The sequence below is a fragment of the Aurantibacter sp. UH7 genome (assembly GCF_056839165.1).
Window position 1 is genome coordinate 3758678 of sequence record NZ_CM166388.1, and the last position, 23169, is coordinate 3781846.

Consider the following 23169-nt stretch of genomic DNA (forward strand, 5'->3'; position numbering starts at 1 on the left):
ATTATGAATATATATTCATAATTAATTGGTAATCAATGCTCATTGTCTATTGAAATTATGAGCACGTGTTCTTTGTTAATAACTAGTAAAACACTTCTTTTTTTTAGGATAAAACTCCTATTATTTTTACGGACTTTAAGTTTGTATGAAGGAATTAGAAATTGGAGATAAATTATATAATGTAAAGCAAAATGGCTTTACTGATTTTGCAAGGTATTCCTTTTCGGAAGTGGTAACACTCACAAAAACGTTAGCCATTTTAAAGAATGGCGTTCGGCTTTATAATCGACCAAGAATTTCTTATATAATGGAGAATATTGGCTATTCTGTTGCACGCAAAAAAGGTGTACATTGGCATTTAGTTTCTCTTAAAGCTATTCGAGATGCACAAATAGAAAATCAAAAAATTGCTATCCACGATTGGTTTGAAGCAAAAGAATTTACTTTAGAAGAGAAGCAGTTAATTTATAATCAGTTTAAGAAACTTGAAAAAGTCTCTTAGTCTTATAAAGAGTTATAATTGTTTTTAAGATTCAAAAAGAGTTGCTGTAGTTTTTTAGTAACGTATCCAATTTCATTTTTATGATAATACAAATGGTCATCTATTTTTTTAATAGAAGCTATTTGTGTTGACGTCCCAGTTAAGAATGCTTCATCCATTTGGTATATGTCTTCTTGAGAAATAGCTTCCTCTAGAATAGCTATATTATTTTCTTTACAGAGTTGAATTATAATCTCACGTGTTATTCCATTTAAAATATTTTCATTTGCAGGATGGGTGTAAACAATTTCATTTTTCACAAAAAAGATATTAGAGTGAGAAGCTTCTGTAATTTTACCATCCCTATAAAAGACAGTTTCAAAGTGTCCATTTTTTATAGCCATGTCGTTTGCCATTACATTCCCTAGAAGCGATGTCATTTTAATGTCGCATCGATGCCAGCGAAAATCTTTTTGTGTGACCACCGAAATTGACTTATTATTTATTTCGGGCGGTATAAAAGGTAGTGCATAAGCCAATATCGTTGGTTCAATATCGGTAGGAAAAGCATGCTTTCTAGGTGCAACTCCTCGCGTAATTTGTATATAAACTAAACAGTTTTTCTCCACTAAATTTGAGGCTTTAAGTAGTTTTTCAAGAGCTACTGAAAGCGTAGTAACATCAAATTCTATATTAATTTTTCGCAGACATGCAGCAAGTCTATCCAAGTGTTCTTGACCGAAGAAAAAGCTACCATCAATTTGTAACATTACCTCGTAGATTCCATCGCCAAATAAAAACCCTCTATCGAAAACAGATATTTTAGCTTTATTGGCAGGAATTATTTCACCGTTTAAATATACTTTTTCAGGATAGTAAGCCATGGTTTATTGAGTTTTGTAAGTGATTGCTCAAAGTTAAATAATTAGTAACAAGCGTTTAACGTGCAAATGGACAATGTAGTAATAAATGTATTTCGTTACTTTACTTCAACTTTTAGCAATATTCTTTTATCATAAATCTTTTAACTAAGAAGCCACTCATAGTATGTCCCCATAAGTGGCCTAGTTTTAATCTTTAAAAATCTGTAAAAGCTCTTACTACTCTTGCCTGAAAGTAAGCACCGGAGTTTTTATTTAATCCAGCATCATTTCCATTAATGAAATATTTACACCATGCGGTATTGTTATTCGATTCGGAAGAACTCCAGTACCTAGTGCTAGAATTAGCAATGAATTCTGTCCCTCCATTAGCGATGGCTGTCGCGTTTATAATAGCTCTCTGCAAATACATTTGGTTCAATTCAGATCTACTAGGTAAAAACCAATCGGAGAAGCCATTAATAGATGTGTTTGAAGCAATATCAGCGGCTATACCTGAAGTAGTACAACCTGCAACAATGATAGCAGTGTTAGATGCACCACTGCCTATCGCATGTGAGGTGCCTGATATAAAAGTTCCTTGACATCCCCATATTACATTTGTACCCTGATCTGTAACAGCACATACCAAACCACTACTATTATTTGATGCCGGATCTATCCAAAAAATGACACCTCCATACTTAAATTCTCCTATCTCATGTACATCATTAAGGTCTACAAAAGCATTTACAGAAACCGATGATACACCATCGTTTACGGAAATAGTTGCAAGCATATTAGGGTTGTTTTCAAAATCAAATAAGGTTTCGTCTGCTACTGATAGTTCCCCCGTATTCTCATCTATATTAAAAGCTCCTACTGGGTTTTGAAAGGTAATAGTATAAGTTAGATTTCCAACTCCAGCGGCTGCTATAGTTCCAATAGTAGAACCAGTTAAGGGGTTTTCATCAATAGTGACATTTAAATCTTGAACCATAATTTCATCAACATCAGTTAAGTTAATTGTGGCTGACGTCATAAGGGTATTTCCTGAATTATCTACAGAAATATTTGCGGTAATTATTGGGTTTGTTTCAAAATCGAACAAATTAGGGTCAACAACGCTTAATTCTCCTGAATTTGAATTAATAGAAAGGGCGCCAGATGGAGTTTGAGATGCTATACTAAAACTTACATTTCCATCGCCATCCGCTGCTATTGAACCTACATTTTGGCCGTCTATTGGATTTTCATCCATAGTAACCTCTAAATCTTCTACACTTAATTCGTTTATATTATTTAGGTTAATAGTAGCTGTTGAGGTTTGAATATTACCAGAATTATCTACAGAAATAGTTGCGGTAATTACTGGGTTGACTTCAAAGTCGAATAAAACGGCATCAGCAACTGTTAGTTCACCTGTACTCGTGTTGATATCTATTGCACCAGCTGGAGTTTGATCTGTTAGGCTAAAACTTAATGTTCCATTACTAGTTGCATTTATAGTGCCAACGGAATCACCATTAGTAGGATTCTCATCAAAATCAACTGTTAAATCTTGCACGCTTGTTTCGTCTAAATCACTAAGGGTTATGGTTACTGTACCTGTATTTGTAGTCCCGACAACTGAAATAGTTGCAGTTATCACCGGGTTGGTTTCAAAGTCAAATAATGCAGCATCCGCAACTGATAATTGACCAGTACTTTCATTTATATTTAAAGCTCCTGTTGGTGTTTGTGAAGAGATAGTAAAATTTAAGGTTTCGTCACTATTCGTTTGTACCGTACCTATTGTATGTCCATTGATTAGGTTTTCATCGAGAGTTACGCTTAAATTTTCAATGACTATTTCAGGAGTAACAATTTCTTCATCATCGTCATTATTACAGCTGAAAATCGAAAGCACGAATGCTAGTGTTATTACGTAGTTTAATTTTAAATTTTTTTTCATGGTTTTTAATTAATAAAGGTTAAGGTTGTTTAAACTTATATTTGTTTTATTACCTGAGTAGAACGAAAATTCAACATGTGGAAGTACTGCAGTAATTGAGGGATTTATTTACGGCACATTAGGGCAAATAAGCGTAAAACTTAACGCAATATTCGTTTAAGAGAAATGGAAAAAATTAAAAGAAAATTGGACAGAAATGAGTATTACTGCCTGTTTTTATTCAGAAAAGCGGAAACAAAGGCATCTTTTTTACGTGAAGAAACCGGAATTTGTATGCCGTTTTTTAGATGAATAATACCAGACTTATCATATTTATCGATAAATTCTAAGTTCACCATAAATGACTGATGCGGACGAACAAAATTTGCCATAACCAATCGTTCTTCAAACTCCTTTAGTGTTTTAGAGACCAAATGATTTTTACCATCGTTACAATAAAAAGTGGTGTAGCCTTTGTCAGATTCACAATACAATAAATCATTAAAATCTATTACTTGAAAGCTATTATGAAGTGATAAAATTAATTTTGAGTTATCGTTCTTCCAAACCGATTTTGCCGTATTGATGTTTTGTCTTTGTTGGGCAACAGGCAAACCAGAAACCTTTTGAAGTGCTATTTTAAGTTCATCCAAATCAACAGGTTTTAAAAGATAATCAACTGCACCAGCTTTTAAGGCCCTTAGAGCATATTCTTCATATGCTGTTATAAAGATAACCTTAAATGATAGCCCTTCTGTTTGCTCTAAAAAGTCAAAGGCAGTACCATCAGTTAAATTTATATCTAAAAAAATTAAATCAGGTTTACAGGCTTTTGCTACTATAACGGCTTCTTTTACCGATGCACATTCACCCGCAACAGCTATATTAATTTCTAAAAGTTCCAAAAGCCGTTTAAGTCCTTCTCTAATCTGTTCTTTATCTTCTACAAGTAATGCCTTCATAACTAAACAAGATTAATTTTATACGGAATTAATAAGGTGACCAATGTTCCTTGTTCGCCAAATTTTTCTCTGTCTTCTATTCGAATATCCCCCTTTGATTTAAAATCTTTAGATATCATTTTTAACCGTTCTTCCGTAATTGTCGTTGCTAATGATTTTTTATTCTTTTTTATTTTCTGGTTTTCTTGTTTAAAACCAATTCCATTATCAGCAATGGTACATATTAAATCATTATCTCTTAAAGTGATAACAACCTTAATTTCTTTGTTATCCTTTTTAGTGACGAATGCATGTTCAATAGCATTTTCAATAAACGGTTGGATGAGCATTGATGGAATTTGAAAGTTAGTTGTTTCTATTTCAGAAGCTACAATGAGGTTATACTTAAATGGTGGAGTAATATCCAAGTTTTGTAATGCCATATAATTATCAATAGCCGATAACTCTGTAGAAAGTGCTACCGTTTTATGCCTAGAATTTTCTAGTGAAGTGCGTAAAAGTTTTGAGAATTTAGAGAGGTATGAAATTGATTTTTCTTCTTCTTTGTTCAAAATCATTCCTTGTAAAACAGCAAGTGAATTGAAAATAAAATGTGGTGTCATCTGTGAGCGCAATAATTTTTGTTCAACTAAGATGTTTTCAACTTTGGCTTTTTCATTTCTTAATTTTAAAGAGAATATAATTACCCCTAAAATTATCGACACTATTAAAAAAGCAATTATACCAAGCAATAAATTACGTTGCGATTTTTCTAAATCTTGTGAAGTTGATTTTACAGTTTTAGTGAGTCTTAATTCTCTGATATTGGCAGAATCTAGTGCTTGTTTGTATTTGTATTCATATTCTAGTTGCGTTATTTCTTCAATATTTTCTTTATTGAAAAGACTATCATTTAATTTTTTGAATTGTTGATGACTTGCGAATGCTTTTTTGTAATTGCCTGTAGCTTTATAGATTTTAGCTAAAATTTCGGAAGCATCTTTTTGATAATCTAAGTAACCGAATCGTATTGCTCTTTCTTTTGCATTTAATGCATTGGTTAGCGCATATTTATATTTTTTTTGGTTTGTATATGTTTTAGAAAGTCCAATGTAAGCTTCGCATAATACCTGGTTGTCTTCAATTTCTATACTTCTAAGTTTACTCTTTGTGAAGTATTCATTTGCAATATTATAATCTTTCAAAGCCAAATATACGCCACCAATGTTATTTAAATTATTAGGAATATCCCCATTAGCACCAATTTGCTTATTTATATTTAATGCCTCAATATAAAGATCGAGGGCTCGTTTATATGCTCTATTCTCTTCGTGTATGGTTCCCATACTGTTTAATATTGAAGAAACTCCCATTTTACTATCCATGCGCTTAAAGAGTTCTAAAGACCCCTGGTAATAACCCATTGCTTTATCATATTGTCCTTGAATTTTATAAATAGAACCTAGGTTGTGAAGGTTTTGGGCAACATTTATACTATCTCCAAGCTTTTCATTTATGTATAAAGATTTGTTATAATGTTCTTGGGCAAGGGGATAATTACCTTGGCTTTTGTAAATACCTCCCAAATTATTTAAACTATATGCAATTCGTTGTTCATTATCTTCAGTTGTTGCAATTGCAAGGGCTTTTTTTAAATATAAAAGGGATTTCTGATATTCCCCTAATACTTCGTACGAAGTTCCCAAATTCAAAAGACTTGCAGATAGGTTATCACTTTTTATTTCCTCTTCTATCTTAATTGCCTTTTTATAGTATGAAATCGATTTTCTTAATTCACCTTTATTTTTAATAGTTATACCCATAGCATTATAACAGTTAGCTATACCTTTTTTAAAATTAATATTTTCATATAATTTTAAAGCTGCATTATAATATTCAAGTGCTTGTTCAAAATTTGATTGAATAGCCTCGGTTATTCCTTTAATGTAAATGTTTCTGGCCATTCCCTTTTTAAAATGAATAGCTTCGGCTATAGCTTTCGCCTCATTCAAATATTCAAGAGTTTTAGCCATGTCGTTATTGAAATGAGAAAATGCCAATGCATTTAAAACATTTACTTTTGTTGAATCTTCTTCTTTATGTTTTTGTAATTCAATTTTAAGACTATCGATTTTTGTGTTTTGGGATTGTAGGTTTATCGTTAGGAAGAGGAAGCAGAAAATAGAGATTATTGTTTTCTCACCGAAATACATATAGATTAGTAACGATTTTAAAGAAATCATATTAGAAAACACAATAGGTTTAAAGGTTGGATAATTGATAAATTATTTAACAAGTTTATTAATAAAAAAAGGATTTCATTGATTTTTAAAATATACATATAATGATAAGCGTAATATTTACTCTAAAAATCAAATATATATTGAACGAATAAGTAATGAGGTATCGCGCTTATTTATTCTAAGTTGCCAAATATAGATTAACTAAAGTTTTCATATTCTTTCAATTGAAACATTCATTTATAACTGTGTTAATCGTACTATTCATCGGGATTAATAACTAATTATGATTGCATCTAATTTTTTACATAAATTCAAATCATTTCCCGATACAGTAAGTAATAAAACCAATAAATATTGGGGTAGGGGAGTTTAAGGTACACATAAGGGGCACACGAATAGCTGCTTTTAGTTGGGTTTTGATTGCTATTATGACTGTTGATAACCTCCAAAAAATGTTGTCGTTTGAAAAAACAAAAAAGATTATGTTATCAAGAACATGAGTTTGGTAGTATTTTAAGTTTGTATATTGATTTAATGATGAACTAGATGTTGAAAAATGTACATGTACACCTCACCATTTCTAATATTGTATTATTCAAAAACTTAAACCTGTTCAAGAAAGGTATCAAGATTTTATATCCTTATAAAAGTCTTTGTTTAATTTATGTTTTTCTAGTAGTCTGTAGAATGTTCGTCTAGGAACTTTTGCTAGAATCGCTGCTTTTGAGACATTACCACGTGCTTTTATCAAATAAAATTGAATTGCTTGTATTTCGAATTGATTATTTACGCTTTCTCTTGCGTGCAACAAACCTAATTCATAGTTATAAACTTCGTTAGAGGTTTGAACTATCATGGGTAGGTGGTCCGGTGTTATGGTATTATTGTCACAAAGAATAACGGCTCGTTCAATAATACTTTGGAGTTCTCTAATATTTCCAGGGTAATCATATTCGTTTAGACACTCCATGGCAGAGATGGAAATTATTTGGACTTTTTTATTCAGCTTTGCAATCGCCTTATTTAGAAAAACATAGGCTAGAATAGGTATGTCTTCTTTTCGATTTCTTAAAGGAGGGAGATCAATATTAAAGGTGTTTAATCGATAAAAAAGATCTTTTCTGAATTTGTCGTTATTTATAGAATTTTCTAAATTTTTATTCGTGGCAGTAATAATGCGTGCATTTATTACTTTGGTTTTCTTAGACCCAATTTGTCTTATTTCCCCAAATTGTAAAAATCTTAAAATTTTGGCTTGCATATCCAAAGGAATATCACCAATTTCATCCAAGAAAATAGTGCCTCCATCTCCTTTGAGTAATAAACCATCTTTATTGTCATTTGCCCCAGTGAAAGCACCCTTGATATGGCCAAATAATTCACTTTCTAAGATGTCCGGTGGGAAAGCGGTACAATTGATTCTTATGTAGGGACTATTACTAATATTGCTTAATTGATGTATGAGATTTGCAACCATTTCTTTACCGGTACCTGTTTCACCACTTATTAAGACTGTTGAGGAAGTGGGGGCTACCTGATGAATCAATTCTCGAACATGTAGCATTAAAGGATTTGAACCATATATCATTTCTTTCTGGTTTTCACCTAAGGTTTCCTTTAATGACTTGTATTTTTTTTTGAGTACTTTATTATTTTCTTCCGATTGTATAAAAGCCCAAATGAAATTTGCATTTTTACCTCCTATTAAGATAAGGTCTGCTGGAACGTTATTTAGAAGTTCGTGATATATTTTAGTGTTACCAGTTACTTCGAAAATTATATCAATATGGATTTTTGAATCTTTTAAAAAAACTTGGTATGATGACGAAATACGAATTCCATGATTTTTTGCATTCAGCATTCCCATTGCATCAGGATTTAGATCCACTACACCTATTATATTCGAGGTTCGATCCAACAGGAGCAAGTTCAATAAGGAATTGCCACCTTTTCCACCGCCTACAATAAGTATGTTAGTCCTATTTGAATTTATTTCTGTTCTTTTGGCTTTATTCATTTAATAAATTTCAGTTAGTTATTGTGTCATATATGTCACAATATTATCAATTCTATTATTAACTTAAAAATATGCTTTGATTTCCGAGGGCTTCAAATCTTAAAATATGTCTAAAAACCTGTGTTTTACTTAATATTATAAAAATAGAATGATAATTTGCTTTTTTGATTAAGTATAATGTTTTTCAATAAAAAGTGTGTCAAAGATGGCATTAATATTTCCTATCGCAAATAAGAATTAATCTAAATAATCATTCCAGTTAATTTTAAATATTTGAAAATCAATTGATTAATATTGAACAAAACAATTATGACACCTTAATTTCCTTTTATTTCGATTCGTATAGAAATTCAATTTTATTAACAATTTGACAATTTTTAGAAACATTATTTATATTTAACATAGAAGTAAACAACTAAATCAAAGAATATGGCAAACGTATTATGGTTGCAAGGGGGGGCATGTAGTGGTAACACTATGTCTTTTTTGAATGCCGAAGAACCAACTGTGGTGGAACTCATCACTGATTTTGGATTAAACATCTTATGGCATCCAACAACAGGTTTACAGATTGGAGACCAAGTTCAAGACCTATTAAAAGACATACTAGCTGGAAAGGTTCAAATGGATATTCTTGTATTTGAAGGGTCGATAATTCAAGGTCCAGACAATACAGGTACGATGAACTTATTCGCTGATCGACCAATGATGGACTGGGTTAAAGAACTTTCTGAAGTAGCCAGTTATGTAGTTGCTATTGGTGATTGTGCAACTTGGGGAGGTATTCCTGCAGTTGCTCCGAACCCTAGTGAATCTACCGGAATGCAATTCCTTAAAAAAAATAAGGGAGGTTTTTTAGGAGCTAACTATGTTTCTAAAGGAGGTTTACCAGTAATCAATATTCCTGGTTGCCCTGCACATCCAGATTGGATTACTCAAATTCTTGTTGCAATTTCAGTAGGAAGAATTGGTGATGTATTAATCGATGATTATCATAGACCAAAAACTTTTTTTACGGACTTCGTTCAAGATGGTTGTACTAATGTTACAAATTTTGCGCAAAAAGTTGATGGTGGATTTGGACGCCGTGGTGGATGTCTCTTCTACGAAGTAGGTTGCAGAGGTCCAATGACTAGAGCAAGTTGTAATAATATTCTATGGAATAGACAATCAAGTAAAACACGTTCAAACCATCCATGCTTAGGATGTACTGAACCGGGTTTTCCTCATCATGACTTGAAAAAAGGAAGTGTTTTTAATACTATGAAATATCTAGGCACTTTTCCAAAAGAGGTTCCTGAAGGAAGAACTAAACTTGCGTACTATATGGAAGCTGGTTTTCAAAAAGTTATGCCTTCAAATAAGAGGATTCAAGAAGTGTCCAAATAATAGATCATTAAAAAACAGAAAATGTCAGTTACAGAATTAAATATATCCCCTGTAGGTCGTGTGGAAGGCGATTTAGACGTAAAAGTCTATATCGATAACGGTAAAGTTACTAGAGCTCACACACAAGCTGCAATGTTTAGGGGTTTTGAGAAAATTATGGAAGGCAAAGACCCACAATCTGGGCTCATTGTTACGCCCAGAATTTGCGGTATTTGTGGAGGTTCACATTTATATTGCGCCTCATCGGCATTGGATACAGCGTGGGGAACCAAGTTGACTCCCAATGCACTTTTATTAAGAGCAATTGGTCAGGCTTCGGAAACACTACAAAGTATTCCGCGTTGGTATTATGCAATTTTTGCTACAGATTTAGCTAATAAAAAATACGCCGACAAACCTTTGTATAAGGAAGTTGTAAAACGATGGTCTGCCTATGTTGGTGAAACTTTTCAAAAAGGATTGACCGCTAGCGGACTACCTGTTCAGATATATGCACTGTTTGGTGGCCAATGGCCTCATTCAAGTTATATGGTACCCGGTGGTGTAATGTGTGCTCCTACATTAAAAGATATAACAAGAGCGCATGCAATTCTAGCACAGTTTAAGAACGATTGGCTTGAACCAATTTGGTTAGGCTGCTCTATTGAGCGTTACATGGAAATTAAAACTTGGGATGATATGTTGGCTTGGGTTAATGAAAATGAATCTCAAAAAAATAGTGATTTAGGCTTATTAATTAGAGCAGGTATAGAATTCGGATTGGATAAATTCGGTCAAGGTGTTGGTAAGTTTTTAGCAACAGGAACATATTTGCATAAAGACAGATACAACAATCCAACAATTGAAGGTAGAAATGACGCACTAATTAGTTCAAGTGGGTTTTTTGATGGTGAAAACTATCATGAATTCGATCATTTGAAAGTAAGCGAGCATGTGAAACATTCTTGGTACAAAGATCAAGAGGATGGTTTACATCCTTGGGATGAGCCACTACCTACCCCAACAAAATCTCAAACGCTACATGATAGTGATTTTGATGGTCAGTATAGTTGGTCAAAATCACCTCGATATGATGGTCATGCTGCGGAAGCTGGGCCATTAGCTAGGGTGATAATGAATGCAAACCCAAATAATAAAGACCATCAGATTCAGGATCCCTTATTTGGTGACATTATCAAAAAACTTGGGCCAAGTGTCTTTACTAGAGTACTTGCCAGAGTACATGAAGCACCAAGAATATATAAGTTCATTGAACAATGGTTATCTGAAATTGATTTGGATGGCGAGTTCTATGTAAAACCGGTAGAGAAAGACGGAAAAGGTTTCGGTGCTACTGAAGCTGCACGTGGTGCCTTAGCACATTGGATAGAAATTAAAGATGGTGTTATTAAAAATTATCAAGTAATGGCGCCAACAACTTGGAATGTTGGTCCACAAGATGGTAATGATAATCCGGGCCCTATTGAAGAAGCCCTAATTGGTATAGACATCGAAGACCCATTAGACCCAGTAGAAGTAGGTATCGTAGCACGTTCTTTTGATTCATGTTTAGTATGTACGGTACATGCACATGATGCAGAAAGCGGAGTAGAGTTATCACGATTTAAACTATAACTTCTGACATATAGTTTTATAAAGACTTTCCCGTAGGCGACTTCGGGAAAGTTTTTTACTTTAACGTAAATTAAATTGATATGAAGACGGCAATAATGGGGTTTGGAAATCCGGTACGAAGTGATGATGCGGTAGGTATTTATGTGATTGAACAGTTACGTGAAAAACTTTCTGAATCTGAAGATATTAGTATATTCGATATGGGCACGGCAGCTTTTGAAGTGCTTTTCGGATTAAAAGGTCATGATAAAATTATTTTGGTAGATGGAGTTCTTAATAGCAATGAACCTGTAGGCACTTTATTTAAAGTTCCAGCAGAAGAAGTGATGAAAGCTCCTCAAGATGACCCTATGGTTTTTCTCCATGGTATGAAATGGGACCAAGCTTTATCGTATACCAAGAAAATCTTACAAGACGAGTATCCAGAGGATATTCAAGTATATTTAGTAGCTATTGAGAATACTAAATTAGAGGTTGATTTAAGTGATGTGGTACAGGAGGCTGGTGAAAAAGTAGTCCAACATATTTTAGAAGACCTAAACTTATCGATTCCGACGTGAGTGCGAAAATCACTTTAAAAACTTCACATATTTATTTAGACAATGAACTTATTGAACCCATTTTTGGGAAAATTCATTATGCCTATGTAACGTATGTCGAGAAACAAGGAAATATTCTAATTACGCCTGTTTCCAGTCAATGGTTTGTTAAAATGTATAAACCTACGCAGTTTCTATTAAAATCACGTAATTTAAAAGGTGATAAAACGCTGGCTATTCGCGAAATATTGATAGATAATGATTTGGATACAACTGATAGGGATTTAGAATATGAAATTATTGAAAAAACAAGTTTGATAAAGGTGAATATTTTATGACGAAACAAAAAAACGACTGGCTTTTAGATGCTGAAGTGCAATACAAAGTCACTCCGGTAAAAGGCCGTTGGGAGGTTTCACTGTTATTCATAAATACAAAAAATCCGAATCAAGTTTTAATTCAAACTATTGGCGATTACCGTTCAGAACGTCTAGCTGAAATTTACGGCAGAAGTATGCAGCAAACGGCTGCAAAAGACCCAAGAGGCACACAAAAAGTAGATAAAGATGCTTACAATATTAACAACAACTGATACACACCTAGACGTTCAAGATGCCATTGCATCTGTAGACAGGTTAAACGAATTGGTTAACATTTCATTAAATTCAGATGACATAAAAGACTTGAAAACTCTAAAAGTAGATTCTGAGGAAATTAGTATTCCTTTAGATTGGTATGATTTGGAGCCACCATACGTATTTCCGAAAACACCATTTTCGAATGAAAATCTACTTTCTTTGGTTTTTTATAAGTTAGGAAATCATCAAAAAGCGTTTGATTATGCCTCGGAAGATTCTCCCATATATCACGATCTTTTGATTGCAACACATATGCAATTTGGTTATGAGATTTCTGATGATATGATTGTTTATACTCATCAGAATTCTTCGCATAATTTAGCAATATTACATCATTATGGACTATTACAACAGAAAATAGAATTTTCAAGACTCAATCAATTGTATGTCGAAGCTTTGAAGGTTGCAAAAAATGATGAAGTAAAAGTTTTTACAGCAAAACACTATCTAAATTTACTATTAGATGTTGAGGAATTTCAGCAAGCAAAACAATTAGCCAAAGAGCAGCTTTCAATTGATATTTCTGATAATGCCAAAAATGCAATGAATACACATTTAGCAGGCGTATTGATGGCGCAATTACAGGTGCCTTATTGCATTGAAAAGTTAGATGAAGTGTATGATATTCAGCTTCAAGCTATTGCTTATTTCGAAGCAAAAGGTTTAAATATACAAGCGGGAATGCTCTTGGTTGATGCTGCCGAAATAGCTAATTTCAAAAAAGATTATATAGCATCTAAAGAACTTATAAATAGAGCAATTCAATATTTCAAACAAGAGGATATCCCTGAGTTTTTAGGCGAAGCTGGATTTAAAAAAGCAATCTTATTATACACATGGTCAAAGAATGGGAGTCCACAATATTACAAGGCTGCTATTAATGCGTTTCAGGATGTACTGAAAGTTTTTAAGCGAGATACTCATCCACGAAAATTTGCAGATGTGCATCATAATTTGGCTTTAATTTATTCAGAAATACCCGTCGGTACTGAAGAAAAGCCAATGTGGACAGCTTTTTGTGCATCATCATTTAAAGAGGTCTTAGCTTTTTATAAAAAAGATGAATACCCTTATGAATTCGCGATGGCAAGTCACAACTACGCAACTGCTTTAATGGATTTTCCTCAAGCAAAAATTCATGACAACTTAAAAAAAGCTGCAGGGCTTTTTAACGAAGCACTTGAAGTACGAACGAAAAAAGAGTATCCTTTTGAGCGTGCTTTAACTTTGCTAAATCAATTAGAATTAGGGTGGTTAACGCACAACGAAAACAGTTTAGAAGAGCTTAAAAAGTATGAAGTAATGAAGGCCAAAGCTGAGGAAGTAAAAATTTTGGTGAAGGATGAAGATTTACTTTCACAAGTCGAAAACCATTTAATAGAATTAGAAAAAGTAAAAAGTTTAATTTAATGCACGAAACATCAATTGTAAATAGCATTATGCGAACGCTTGAACAAGAGTTTGAGATGGAAAAGTTGAATAGAATGAAGGCTATTTATGTAAAAGTTGGTATACTGTCAAACATAGAACCTCGACTTTTACATAATGCTTATAGTGCTTATCATTTGACACACCCGCAGTACCATCATGTGGAATTACATGTAGAATCGACCAGCTTAAAAATACAGTGTGAAATCTGTGATCATATTACTGACGTAAAGAAATATCGATTTATTTGTGACAAATGCGACCGTCCAAGTAAGAATGTGATTCAAGGTGAGGAAATGCTCATACATAAAGTAGAATTTGAAGATTGAGAGGTTGCGGTCTTGATAGATACTAAAACTAAAACATAAGTCTCCATAATAAAAAAAGAATATGATAGAGAAGTCAACAAAGGCAGCACGAGGAACTGTGCAATGTGAAAACACTAATATCAATTTGCTGAAGGCGAATGATTTTGTAGCGGATATAATTAAGAAGGAAATGGCAAAAACCAATACCCTTCTTATAAATATAACATCATCTGCGGGAAGTGGAAAAACCACTCTGATGCAGAAAACGGCTGAAATATTAAAGGATAAAATTACCATGGCTGTCATGGTTGGTGATTTAGAAACCGAAAGAGATGCCGACCGTATTCGTGAAACAGGAATTCAAGCCTTGCAAATTGTAACTGGAGGTATTTGTCATTTAGAAGCGCAAATGGTTCATCAGGTACTTGACCAATTCGATTTAGAGAATATCGATTTACTGTTTATAGAAAATGTAGGCAACTTGGTTTGCCCATCTTCCTTTGATTTAGGTGAAGACTATCGAGTGACGCTAATGGCAACCACAGAAGGAGATGACAAGCCTAAAAAGTACCCAAAAATGTTCTTGACTAGCGATATGATGCTGGTTTCAAAATCAGATTTGTTACCCTATGTGCCATTTTCGGTAGAAGCAGTAACCAAAGATGCTCATGAGGTAAATCATGAATTAGAAGTGATTCAGATTTCTGCAATTTCAGGTGAAGGTGTAGATGAATGGTGTGATTGGTTGTTAGAAAAAATTAAATTGAAAAAAGGATAGGAATTCGTAAGAGACTTCAATCCATGGTGAAAACTTTTCAAATTATAATTTCTGGACAAGTACAAGGCGTTGGATTTCGTCCTTTTGTATTTGGTTTAGCGCATCAGTTTAAATACAATGGTGCAGTTTGTAATAATGAGAACGGCGTACTAATTCATATAAATACTTCAGAAGAAAAAGCAATAGCGTTTTTAGCTGCAATTCTTGAAAATGCACCTGAAGTTTCGATTATACAATCACATGCTATTTCAGAGATTCCTATTCGTGAGTATGATACTTTCAGCATAGTTTCTTCAGATACAAATCATAAAATCAATATTCCGTTAACACCAGATTTTGCAATTTGTGAGTCGTGTAAAACTGAGATTCGAGATGTAAGCAACAGGCGTTATGCTTATCCTTTTACTACCTGCACCAATTGTGGTCCACGATATGCATTGACTACAAAGTATCCTTTTGAACGCGCGAACACCACAGTTTCTTATTTTGATATGTGTGATGCTTGTCAAACGGAATACACAAATCCAGATGACCGACGTTTTCATTCGCAGACGAATAGTTGCGCTGATTGCGGAATTCAACTTACGCTGCTTGATTATGATGGAAGGCAATTCAACGGAAACCAATTAGAACTGATAAAAAAGGCTTCTGATATCATCCGAAAAGGAAGTATTCTAGCCCTAAAAAACACAAATGGATATTTGTTATGCTGTGATGCGAATAATAAAACAGCCATTGAACAGTTGCGAGAAAAGAAGCAACGTCCATCGAAACCTTTTGCATTATTATATCCTTCAATTGAAAAAATTATTGCAGATTTTCGGGTTAGTGCCGCAGAAGAAAAAGCGGTTACTTCGTCGGCAGCTCCCATTGTTATTCTCAATCCGAAGGAAAACTTTGATTTAGAGCAGGAAAGTATTGCTCCTAAATTAAATCAGTTAGGTGTAATGTTACCCTCATCAACAGTATTAACGTTACTAATGGATGAGTTAAAAAGACCACTAATTGCCACTAGCGGTAATATTCATGGTTCGCCAATAATTTCATCGAAAGGCGATGCCGTTAAAAAACTATCAGAAGTTGTTACTTATTTTCTCCATCACGATTTAGAAGTTTCTTTTCCGCAAGATGATTCGTTAGTTCGTTTTAGTGGTGAACAACAAATTATCTTGAGACGTTCACGTGGTTTAGCCCCTAACTACTTAAATAGCATATGTTTGGCTAATCAGAAAATACTGGCTATGGGTGCCCATTTAAAAAGTACCTTCTGTTTTGTGCCAAATGCACATGTTTATGTAAGTCCGTATTTTGGTAATCTTGATAATTTTGATGTTTTAGAACGATACAAGGAAAGTATTATTCAATATGAAAAGCTTTTTGAAACCCAACCAGACGTTGTTTTGATTGATTCTCACCCTCAATATCAAAGTAGTATTTATGGTCGAGAACTTGCCGAAAAGAGAAATTCAAGACTAGTTGCTATTCAACATCACAAAGCTCATTTTGCTAGTGTTTTGGGTGAGCATGATTTATTTGAATCCGAAGAAAAAATATTAGGAGTTGTTTGGGATGGAACAGGTTTCGGTGAAGACCAAGCCATTTGGGGTGGAGAGTTCTTCTCGTTTCAAAACAACAAAATAGAGCGCCTTACTCATTTCGAATATATAGATTGGATTGCTTCGGATAAAATGGCTAAAGAACCTCGATTGTCTTTGCTTAGTATGCTTCCCGAAGTAGAAAGAGGCATCGCAAAGTCAAAATTCTCAGAAACAGAATGGAAAATTTATAACAAAATGTTAGAAAACAACAGCTTAAAGACTTCTTCCGTTGGTAGGTTGTTTGATGCTGTGGCATCCCTTTTAAATATTATTGAAAAGACTTCCTATGAAGGTGAGGCAGCTATGCTTTTAGAGAGTCAAGCAAGAAATTATCAACGCGAGAATTTTATTGATTTTTTAGAAGGATTTGCATATAAAAATGTTCCCACAAAAATTATTATTTCTAATATTCATAAGGCAAGAAGTGAAGGCGTTTCTATTGCCAAAATTGCAAACAGTTTCATTCATACTTTAGTTTTGGTTATTCTAAAAGTTGCCAAGCAAAATAACTGTAATATAATTGCTTGTAGCGGTGGCGTTTTTCAAAATGAAATATTAGTCCGAAAACTGTCGCAACAGTCGAAAAATAGGGGCATAAAATTAAAATTTAATCGTATATTGTGTAGTAACGACGAGAATATTTCGTTCGGACAGCTATGTTATTATCAGCATATTAAAAATTGAATTATGTGTTTAGCAATTCCAGGAAAAATTAAGAGTATTGAAATGCAGTATGATGGCAGAGTTCGCATGGCGAAAGTACTATTTGGAGGCATAAGTAAAGAAGCCAGTTTAGAGATGTTGCCAGATGCAGATATTGGCGATTATGTTTTGGTGCATGTTGGTGTTGCGATTAGTAAAGTGGATGAAGAGGAAGCCCAGAAAACGTTTAAATATCTCGAAGAAATAGGAGAATTAGGTGACCTTGAAGATGTAGATGAGTATTTGCCAAAATCGAAATAAATTTGTTTAGACCTAAGAGGTCTTATTAAAAAAATACGACCATGAAGTACATGTCAGAATATCGCGACCCAGAGTTAGCGAAAAAATATTTAGAAGAAATAAAAAACACCGTTTCTAGACCGTGGTCAATTATGGAAGTTTGTGGTGGACAGACGCATAGTTTGGTGAAAAACGGAATCATTGAAATGTTGCCCGATAAGGTAACTATGATTCACGGTCCTGGCTGTCCCGTTTGCGTAACTCCTTTAAATCTTATTGATAAAGCGATTTATTTAGCTTCTGAAAAAGGTGTCATTCTTTGTTCTTTTGGAGATATGCTTCGAGTACCAGGTTCCCAAAAAAGTCTTTTAGAGGTGAAAGCCGAAGGAGCCGACATTCGCATATTATATTCCCCTTTGGAGGCTGTGAAAATTGCTGAAGACAATCCTGATAAAGAGGTAGTTTTCTTTGCTGTTGGATTTGAAACCACAGCTCCAGCCAATGCTTTATCTGTTGTTCATGCGAATCGCAGAGGTGTGAAAAACTATTCTATTTTAGCATCTCATGTATTAGTGCCTCCAGCAATAAAAGCTGTGATGGATGATGAAGAAAGTAAAATAGATGGGTTTTTAGCAGCTGGTCATGTTTGTACTATTATGGGTAATGCAGAATACCATCCCTTATCTGCAGAATACAAGGTGCCCATTGTGGTTACTGGTTTTGAGCCATTAGATGTTTTACAAGGCATTTTAATGGTCATCCGGCAGTTAGAACAAAGCAAATCGGAAGTTGAAAATCAATATGCACGTATTGTTCGTGAAGATGGGAACCCAGAAGCGCAAAAAGTCATCAACGAAGTTTTTGAAATAAGAAATCAAATGTGGCGTGGTATTGGCGAAATTCCTGAAAGTGGCTATGCTGTTCGTGAAAAGTATGTTGAATTTGACGCTACAAAGAAATATAATGTTACCGTAGAAGAGGCTCCTGAAAACCCTGATTGTATTTCAGGTCAAATTATGAAGGGAATTAAAAAGCCTTTCGAGTGTTCGCAATTTGGTAAAAAATGTAAACCTACAAATCCACTTGGCGCTCCAATGGTAAGTAGTGAAGGGGCTTGTGCCGCTTACTATCACTTTTCTGGGCTGGTGGAAGCTTAATCAATATACATGTCGGAGAACAACAAAATACGCATGCAGCTGCAATGTCCCATGCCTAAACTTGACTTTGATGTTATTACTCTAGGTCATGGAAGTGGCGGAGTATTGACAAACAAATTACTAGATAGTGGAGTTTTTGACCTTTTGAGCAATGAAATTCTAGACGAACGCCATGATGGTGCTTTTATAGAATTGAATGGAAAAACTGCTTTTTCTACAGATAGCTTTTTAGTATCACCAATTTTTTTTCCAGGTGGAAACATTGGAGAGTTAGCCGTTAACGGAACAGTCAATGATTTGGCTATGTGCGGTGCCACTCCTAAATACCTTTCACTCAGTTTTATCATTGAAGAAGGGCTTCCCGTAAAAGATTTCTGGGATATACTAGTCGCTATAAAATTCGCATGTGAAAAATCTGGTGTGCAAGTAGTAACAGGTGACACCAAAGTAGTTGAAAAAGGTAAAGGGGATAAAATTTTCGTGAATACTTCGGGAGTCGGTCCAATTCATCCGAAAGCTAATATTAGTGCAAAGAACATTTCAGTAGGTGATAAAATCATCATTAGTGGCAATGTTGCATCGCATGGTATGGCAATTATGTCTGTTCGAGAAGGCTTAGAATTTGAGTCCGAAATTCAAAGTGACACTACCAATTTGAATCATACGATTATAAATTTAATTGAACAGTTTGGCTCTTCAATTCATTTGCTGACGGACCCAACAAGAGGGGGAGTAGCGACGGTTTTAAAAGAAATTGCACAATCGTCAGGGATAGGAATTGATTTAGTTCAAAGAGATTTTCCTATTGATGAACAAGTTGCAAGTGCCTGCGAACTGTTAGGTTTAGACTCATTATATGTTGCCAACGAAGGGCTATTTATAGCTTTCGTTTCTGGCTCAGAAGCAGATGCAGTTTTAGCAACATTACAACAAGACAAAAATGGAAAAAGGGCAAATATTGTTGGAAGCGTAGTTGAAGAACATCCAAAACAAGTAATCATGGAAAGTGCAATAGGAGGTAAACGTGTAATAAGCATGTTACCTGGTGAACAGTTACCTAGAATCTGTTAGTATGAATTTTGAAACCCTCGGTGAACACGTTACCAATTCTTATGTTTTTAAGGGCTCTGAACAAATGACATTTCTGGCTCCTCGAGGTATTTTTGTAGCAAATAATCATCTTTTTGTTTCTGATACAGGACGCAATCGAGTTTTTATTTGGAATGATATACCTACAGCTGAATATAAAGAACCTAATGTCATTTTAGGGCAGGCAGATGTATTGAAAACCAGTAGGAATTCTGGCGGTGATATTACTGCTAGTACTTTACAATATCCATCGGGTATATGGAGTGATGGCACAATTTTGATTGTTGGCGATGCATGGAATCATCGTGTATTGATATGGCATACAATACCCACAGAATCTGGTCAACCTGCAGATATAGTTGTAGGGCAACCGGATTTCAATTCAAATCAACCCAATGTTTCAGGTATTGGTAATGACCCATCGGCAAGGACTTTAAATTGGCCGTATGGTGTTTTCTCAGATGGTAAAAGCCTTTGGATTGCTGATACAGGTAATCGAAGAGTTCTATTTTATAATGACATTCCTAAAACGAATTATACCGCTGCAGACGAAGTAATTGGGAAGGCTAATTTTGAAACCCGTGATTATGAAAATAATGAACCCATTTGGCCTTATTCTATAAAAGTAAATGATAAAAAGCAAATGGTGGTTGCCGATACACAATTCTATCGCAACCTTATTTGGAAAAATGCAGATGAAGCATTTTCAAAACCTGCTGATGTTATCGTTGGTCAAGTAGACTTTGATGCTTGCGGACAAAATCAATTTGGATTCTTTCCTTCACCAAAATCTTTAAATTGGACTTATGATGCCTGTTTCTATAAAGGCGGTCTTTTAGTCAACGATACTGGTAATAGTAGAATCTTATGGTTTCAATCTATCCCAGTAAATAACAATATAGCAGCAACAGCAGTTATAGGAAAGCGTAATTTTAAAACGGGAAGCGAAAACAAGGAAACCTTACAAGGTACATCAAGCTCCTTGTACTGGCCTTTTTCAATCTGTACGCAGGACAACAAGCTTTTTATTGCTGACACAGGAAATCACAGGGTTGTCATAACTAAATTGAAATTCTAAAGAGTAAGATATAACCAATATGTCCCTATTGCAATTGCGAAAATACCACCTGAAAGACGTATTGTTTTAAATAGTGATTTATTGTTTTGTTCCTTAGAATAACGAGCAATTTTTCCGAGTAAAAAAGTATAAATAGTCATAGCCAACACTGTTCCCAATCCGAATCCTATTATATATTGAATACTATCCAATTGATTTTTAAATCCTAGTACTGGTAGTAAAAGCATAAAATGTGCTATTCCTGCAAGTCCATGTAAAACACCAATCCCGAAAGAAGACCATTGATTTTGTTTCAGTCTCTTATCGTGAACATGTGTATGCACTAATTTATTATTTTCATGGTTGTGTTCATGAATATGAATATAAGGTTTATCTCCAGTATGAATGTGCGGATGTCGATGCTTCTCAATTTTAAAAAATATGTTGAACAATGCCCAGAGACCTACTGCAATTAATACCACACCAACTAATTGCTCGCTATGTTCTGATATTTTCTCAAGCGGAATAAACTCCCGAAATAAAAGAAAAAGTATTCCAATTAGTAGCATTCCTATTAGATGTCCAAAACCCCAAAACAAACCAATTCTCCAAACTTTGCGCTTAGTTTCAATCGCTAATGGAGTAACAGCTGCCAAATGGTCTGGACCTGAAACTACATGTAGAATTGCAGCTGCAAGACCAGCGAATATAGAAAAATTAATCATAGGTTAAAAGAAAAACAATTTAGTGAAATACTAAATAGCTCGCTAAAAAAAAATGAATTAATGTATTTAATTTTTCTCTGTTTAATTGGCTGAAAGTTTAATGAATAATGAAATTGGGAATATATTATTGAATTGAGAAATAAATCATTGTCTTGTAACATGTATTGTTCTGATAATAAGACAATTACATCTATTTGCTGATACAGTAAGTGACTAAGGTAATGAGGGGAGTTCGAGGTACACATAAGAACCACACGAATGGCTACTTTTAGTTGGATTTTAGATGACAAAACTTGTTGATAACCTTGGGTTACATCAGTTCATTAAAACTAGTAAGGTAATGCTTATTTTATATGATGTAATTAATAACTATCAGCTATAATTTTCTTTGCCAATTTCTCATCCGATGTAAGTCCGAATTCATTTTTAGAATCTTTGAATGGGTTAGGATGGGGTACGTTTTTCTTATCTATTTCATCAAATATTGCGGGATGCACATAATAACTGCGACAGACAGTTGGAGTATTGCCCAATTCTTCAGCAACCATTTTAATAACTATGTTACTGAATTTTCTTCTAGATTTTCTCTTTTGATTTGTAAGTGCTTGAGGATAAAATTCAATAGCTAATCGGCTTCCGGCCCAAGTTCTAAAATCTTTACTTGAAAATTCAGGGGACATATACGTTGAAATATAGTTATTTACATCATCGCTATCTACGTCTTGGAACGTACCTTGCTCATCGCGATACCTAAAAATTTCATAACCTGGCATATCCGCTGCTTTCTTAATAAAAGGTATTAACTCATCATCATCAATATGTACCTCCCTAATTTTATTGCTTTTGCCTTTAAAAGTAAATACTAATTCTTCTTTTTCAATTGATAGATGCTTGCGCCTCAATGTAGATAGGCCATAAGTCTCATTTCTATTACGATACTGTTTATTACCAATGCGAATGCCATATTCATCTAAAATCATTATTAAAAGGGCTAAGACCTTTTTTTTATTCCACACATCCGAATTCAAATCTTTTATAGCTTTCTTACGAATTTTAGGTAGTTTATTTGCAAAATCTAACATCCGTTTAAACTTTTCTTCTTGACGAACTTTTTCATAAACGGAATGATAAATATATTGTTTCCGTCCTTTTAAATCGCGACCTACCGCTTGAATATGACCATCGTCGAATCTGCAGATGAAAACATTAGTCCACATAGGTGGAATAACTAATTTCCGTAACCTTTTTAATACTTCTTTATTCTTAATCTTTTTCCCATCTTCATTATAATATGCAAATCCTCTTCCATATTTTCGCCGCGTAATGGCCATAGCACTATCATCTACTTCCTGTATTTTTACCATAATAGTTATAATTTATGTCCACTAGAAATAGAAGTAGTTGATAACCTAATCTAATTTTTATGGTGTTT

Annotated in this window: 21 protein-coding genes; 14 read left to right on the forward strand and 7 right to left on the reverse strand. The window is 34.1% G+C overall.

Annotated features, from left to right (window positions below):
* The first annotated feature begins 145 nt into the window (after positions 1-145).
* Positions 146-502, forward strand: a complete 357-nt coding sequence (locus UH7x_RS15895) for a pyruvate kinase (protein WP_482360907.1) — start codon at positions 146-148, stop codon at positions 500-502.
* Between the two features lie 2 nt (positions 503-504).
* Here UH7x_RS15895 and UH7x_RS15900 read toward each other — a convergent pair whose 3' ends face one another.
* The 5 genes from UH7x_RS15900 to UH7x_RS15920 all read right to left on the reverse strand — a co-directional run bounded on the left by UH7x_RS15900 (position 505) and on the right by UH7x_RS15920 (position 8475).
* Positions 505-1365: an aminotransferase class IV gene (locus tag UH7x_RS15900; protein ID WP_482360908.1), complete on the reverse strand. Its 861-nt coding sequence runs from the start codon at positions 1363-1365 to the stop codon at positions 505-507.
* A gap of 193 nt (positions 1366-1558) precedes the next feature.
* A complete protein-coding gene (locus UH7x_RS15905) occupies positions 1559-3295 on the reverse strand; it encodes an Lcl domain-containing protein (RefSeq protein ID WP_482360909.1) in 1737 nt (578 codons plus the stop codon).
* Positions 3296-3498: 203 nt separating this feature from the next.
* Complete coding sequence (locus UH7x_RS15910; RefSeq protein ID WP_482360910.1) at positions 3499-4236, reverse strand: LytR/AlgR family response regulator transcription factor; 738 nt, start codon at positions 4234-4236, stop codon at positions 3499-3501.
* A 2-nt stretch (positions 4237-4238) separates the two neighbouring features.
* The gene (locus UH7x_RS15915; protein ID WP_482360911.1) at positions 4239-6458 is read right to left on the reverse strand and encodes a tetratricopeptide repeat-containing sensor histidine kinase; all 2220 of its coding nucleotides are present in this window, start codon (positions 6456-6458) and stop codon (positions 4239-4241) included.
* A gap of 625 nt (positions 6459-7083) precedes the next feature.
* The gene (locus UH7x_RS15920) at positions 7084-8475 is read right to left on the reverse strand and encodes a sigma-54 interaction domain-containing protein (protein ID WP_482360912.1); all 1392 of its coding nucleotides are present in this window, start codon (positions 8473-8475) and stop codon (positions 7084-7086) included.
* A gap of 429 nt (positions 8476-8904) precedes the next feature.
* Here UH7x_RS15920 and UH7x_RS15925 point away from each other — a divergent pair, with 429 nt between their 5' ends.
* From UH7x_RS15925 to UH7x_RS15985, 13 genes are all read left to right on the forward strand, one after another.
* Positions 8905-9864, forward strand: coding sequence for an NADH-quinone oxidoreductase subunit B family protein (locus tag UH7x_RS15925; RefSeq protein WP_482360913.1), 960 nt, complete (start codon positions 8905-8907; stop codon positions 9862-9864).
* 21 nt (positions 9865-9885) lie between these two features.
* Positions 9886-11478: a nickel-dependent hydrogenase large subunit gene (locus UH7x_RS15930; RefSeq protein WP_482360914.1), complete on the forward strand. Its 1593-nt coding sequence runs from the start codon at positions 9886-9888 to the stop codon at positions 11476-11478.
* Between the two features lie 80 nt (positions 11479-11558).
* Entirely contained in the window at positions 11559-12038 is a 480-nt protein-coding gene (locus UH7x_RS15935) for a hydrogenase maturation protease (protein ID WP_482360915.1), read from the forward strand.
* Positions 12035-12355, forward strand: coding sequence for a hypothetical protein (locus UH7x_RS15940; protein ID WP_482360916.1), 321 nt, complete (start codon positions 12035-12037; stop codon positions 12353-12355). The genes UH7x_RS15935 and UH7x_RS15940 overlap by 4 nt, the downstream gene beginning before the upstream one ends.
* Positions 12352-12609 (forward strand): hypothetical protein, encoded by a 258-nt coding sequence (locus UH7x_RS15945; RefSeq protein ID WP_482360917.1) that lies wholly within the window; start codon positions 12352-12354, stop codon positions 12607-12609. The genes UH7x_RS15940 and UH7x_RS15945 overlap by 4 nt, the downstream gene beginning before the upstream one ends.
* Positions 12584-14065, forward strand: a complete 1482-nt coding sequence (locus UH7x_RS15950; protein WP_482360918.1) for a hypothetical protein — start codon at positions 12584-12586, stop codon at positions 14063-14065. The genes UH7x_RS15945 and UH7x_RS15950 overlap by 26 nt, the downstream gene beginning before the upstream one ends.
* Positions 14065-14412 carry a hydrogenase maturation nickel metallochaperone HypA/HybF gene (locus UH7x_RS15955; protein WP_482360919.1) on the forward strand — a complete coding sequence of 116 codons (348 nt, stop codon included), beginning with the start codon at positions 14065-14067 and terminating at the stop codon, positions 14410-14412. Before UH7x_RS15950 ends, UH7x_RS15955 begins: the two co-directional genes overlap by 1 nt.
* A 61-nt stretch (positions 14413-14473) precedes the next feature.
* Positions 14474-15169: a hydrogenase nickel incorporation protein HypB gene (gene hypB / locus UH7x_RS15960; RefSeq protein WP_482360920.1), complete on the forward strand. Its 696-nt coding sequence runs from the start codon at positions 14474-14476 to the stop codon at positions 15167-15169.
* 23 nt (positions 15170-15192) lie between these two features.
* Entirely contained in the window at positions 15193-17451 is a 2259-nt protein-coding gene (gene hypF / locus UH7x_RS15965; RefSeq protein ID WP_482360921.1) for a carbamoyltransferase HypF, read from the forward strand.
* A gap of 3 nt (positions 17452-17454) precedes the next feature.
* Positions 17455-17730 (forward strand): HypC/HybG/HupF family hydrogenase formation chaperone, encoded by a 276-nt coding sequence (locus tag UH7x_RS15970; protein ID WP_482360922.1) that lies wholly within the window; start codon positions 17455-17457, stop codon positions 17728-17730.
* Positions 17731-17771: 41 nt separating this feature from the next.
* Complete coding sequence (gene hypD / locus UH7x_RS15975) at positions 17772-18866, forward strand: hydrogenase formation protein HypD (protein ID WP_482360923.1); 1095 nt, start codon at positions 17772-17774, stop codon at positions 18864-18866.
* A 9-nt stretch (positions 18867-18875) separates the two neighbouring features.
* Positions 18876-19937, forward strand: coding sequence for a hydrogenase expression/formation protein HypE (gene hypE / locus UH7x_RS15980; protein WP_482360924.1), 1062 nt, complete (start codon positions 18876-18878; stop codon positions 19935-19937).
* Position 19938: 1 nt separating this feature from the next.
* Entirely contained in the window at positions 19939-21033 is a 1095-nt protein-coding gene (locus UH7x_RS15985) for an NHL repeat-containing protein (protein WP_482360925.1), read from the forward strand.
* Here the strand turns inward: UH7x_RS15985 and UH7x_RS15990 are convergent.
* Complete coding sequence (locus UH7x_RS15990) at positions 21030-21737, reverse strand: urease accessory protein UreH domain-containing protein (protein ID WP_482360926.1); 708 nt, start codon at positions 21735-21737, stop codon at positions 21030-21032. The genes UH7x_RS15985 and UH7x_RS15990 overlap by 4 nt on opposite strands.
* Positions 21738-22099: 362 nt before the next feature.
* Entirely contained in the window at positions 22100-23101 is a 1002-nt protein-coding gene (locus tag UH7x_RS15995) for a DNA topoisomerase IB (RefSeq protein WP_482360927.1), read from the reverse strand.
* Positions 23102-23169: the final 68 nt, after the last annotated feature.

Coding starts and splice junctions, on each gene's coding strand:
- UH7x_RS15895 (WP_482360907.1), top strand. CDS start 146: ATGAAGGAATTAGAAATTGGAGATAAATTATATAATGTAAAGCAAAAT.
- UH7x_RS15900 (WP_482360908.1), bottom strand. CDS start 1,365: ATGGCTTACTATCCTGAAAAAGTATATTTAAACGGTGAAATAATTCCT.
- UH7x_RS15905 (WP_482360909.1), bottom strand. CDS start 3,295: ATGAAAAAAAATTTAAAATTAAACTACGTAATAACACTAGCATTCGTG.
- UH7x_RS15910 (WP_482360910.1), bottom strand. CDS start 4,236: ATGAAGGCATTACTTGTAGAAGATAAAGAACAGATTAGAGAAGGACTT.
- UH7x_RS15915 (WP_482360911.1), bottom strand. CDS start 6,458: ATGATTTCTTTAAAATCGTTACTAATCTATATGTATTTCGGTGAGAAA.
- UH7x_RS15920 (WP_482360912.1), bottom strand. CDS start 8,475: ATGAATAAAGCCAAAAGAACAGAAATAAATTCAAATAGGACTAACATA.
- UH7x_RS15925 (WP_482360913.1), top strand. CDS start 8,905: ATGGCAAACGTATTATGGTTGCAAGGGGGGGCATGTAGTGGTAACACT.
- UH7x_RS15930 (WP_482360914.1), top strand. CDS start 9,886: ATGTCAGTTACAGAATTAAATATATCCCCTGTAGGTCGTGTGGAAGGC.
- UH7x_RS15935 (WP_482360915.1), top strand. CDS start 11,559: ATGAAGACGGCAATAATGGGGTTTGGAAATCCGGTACGAAGTGATGAT.
- UH7x_RS15945 (WP_482360917.1), top strand. CDS start 12,352: ATGACGAAACAAAAAAACGACTGGCTTTTAGATGCTGAAGTGCAATAC.
- UH7x_RS15950 (WP_482360918.1), top strand. CDS start 12,584: ATGCTTACAATATTAACAACAACTGATACACACCTAGACGTTCAAGAT.
- UH7x_RS15955 (WP_482360919.1), top strand. CDS start 14,065: ATGCACGAAACATCAATTGTAAATAGCATTATGCGAACGCTTGAACAA.
- hypB (WP_482360920.1), top strand. CDS start 14,474: ATGATAGAGAAGTCAACAAAGGCAGCACGAGGAACTGTGCAATGTGAA.
- hypF (WP_482360921.1), top strand. CDS start 15,193: ATGGTGAAAACTTTTCAAATTATAATTTCTGGACAAGTACAAGGCGTT.
- UH7x_RS15970 (WP_482360922.1), top strand. CDS start 17,455: ATGTGTTTAGCAATTCCAGGAAAAATTAAGAGTATTGAAATGCAGTAT.
- hypD (WP_482360923.1), top strand. CDS start 17,772: ATGAAGTACATGTCAGAATATCGCGACCCAGAGTTAGCGAAAAAATAT.
- hypE (WP_482360924.1), top strand. CDS start 18,876: ATGTCGGAGAACAACAAAATACGCATGCAGCTGCAATGTCCCATGCCT.
- UH7x_RS15985 (WP_482360925.1), top strand. CDS start 19,939: ATGAATTTTGAAACCCTCGGTGAACACGTTACCAATTCTTATGTTTTT.
- UH7x_RS15990 (WP_482360926.1), bottom strand. CDS start 21,737: ATGATTAATTTTTCTATATTCGCTGGTCTTGCAGCTGCAATTCTACAT.
- UH7x_RS15995 (WP_482360927.1), bottom strand. CDS start 23,101: ATGGTAAAAATACAGGAAGTAGATGATAGTGCTATGGCCATTACGCGG.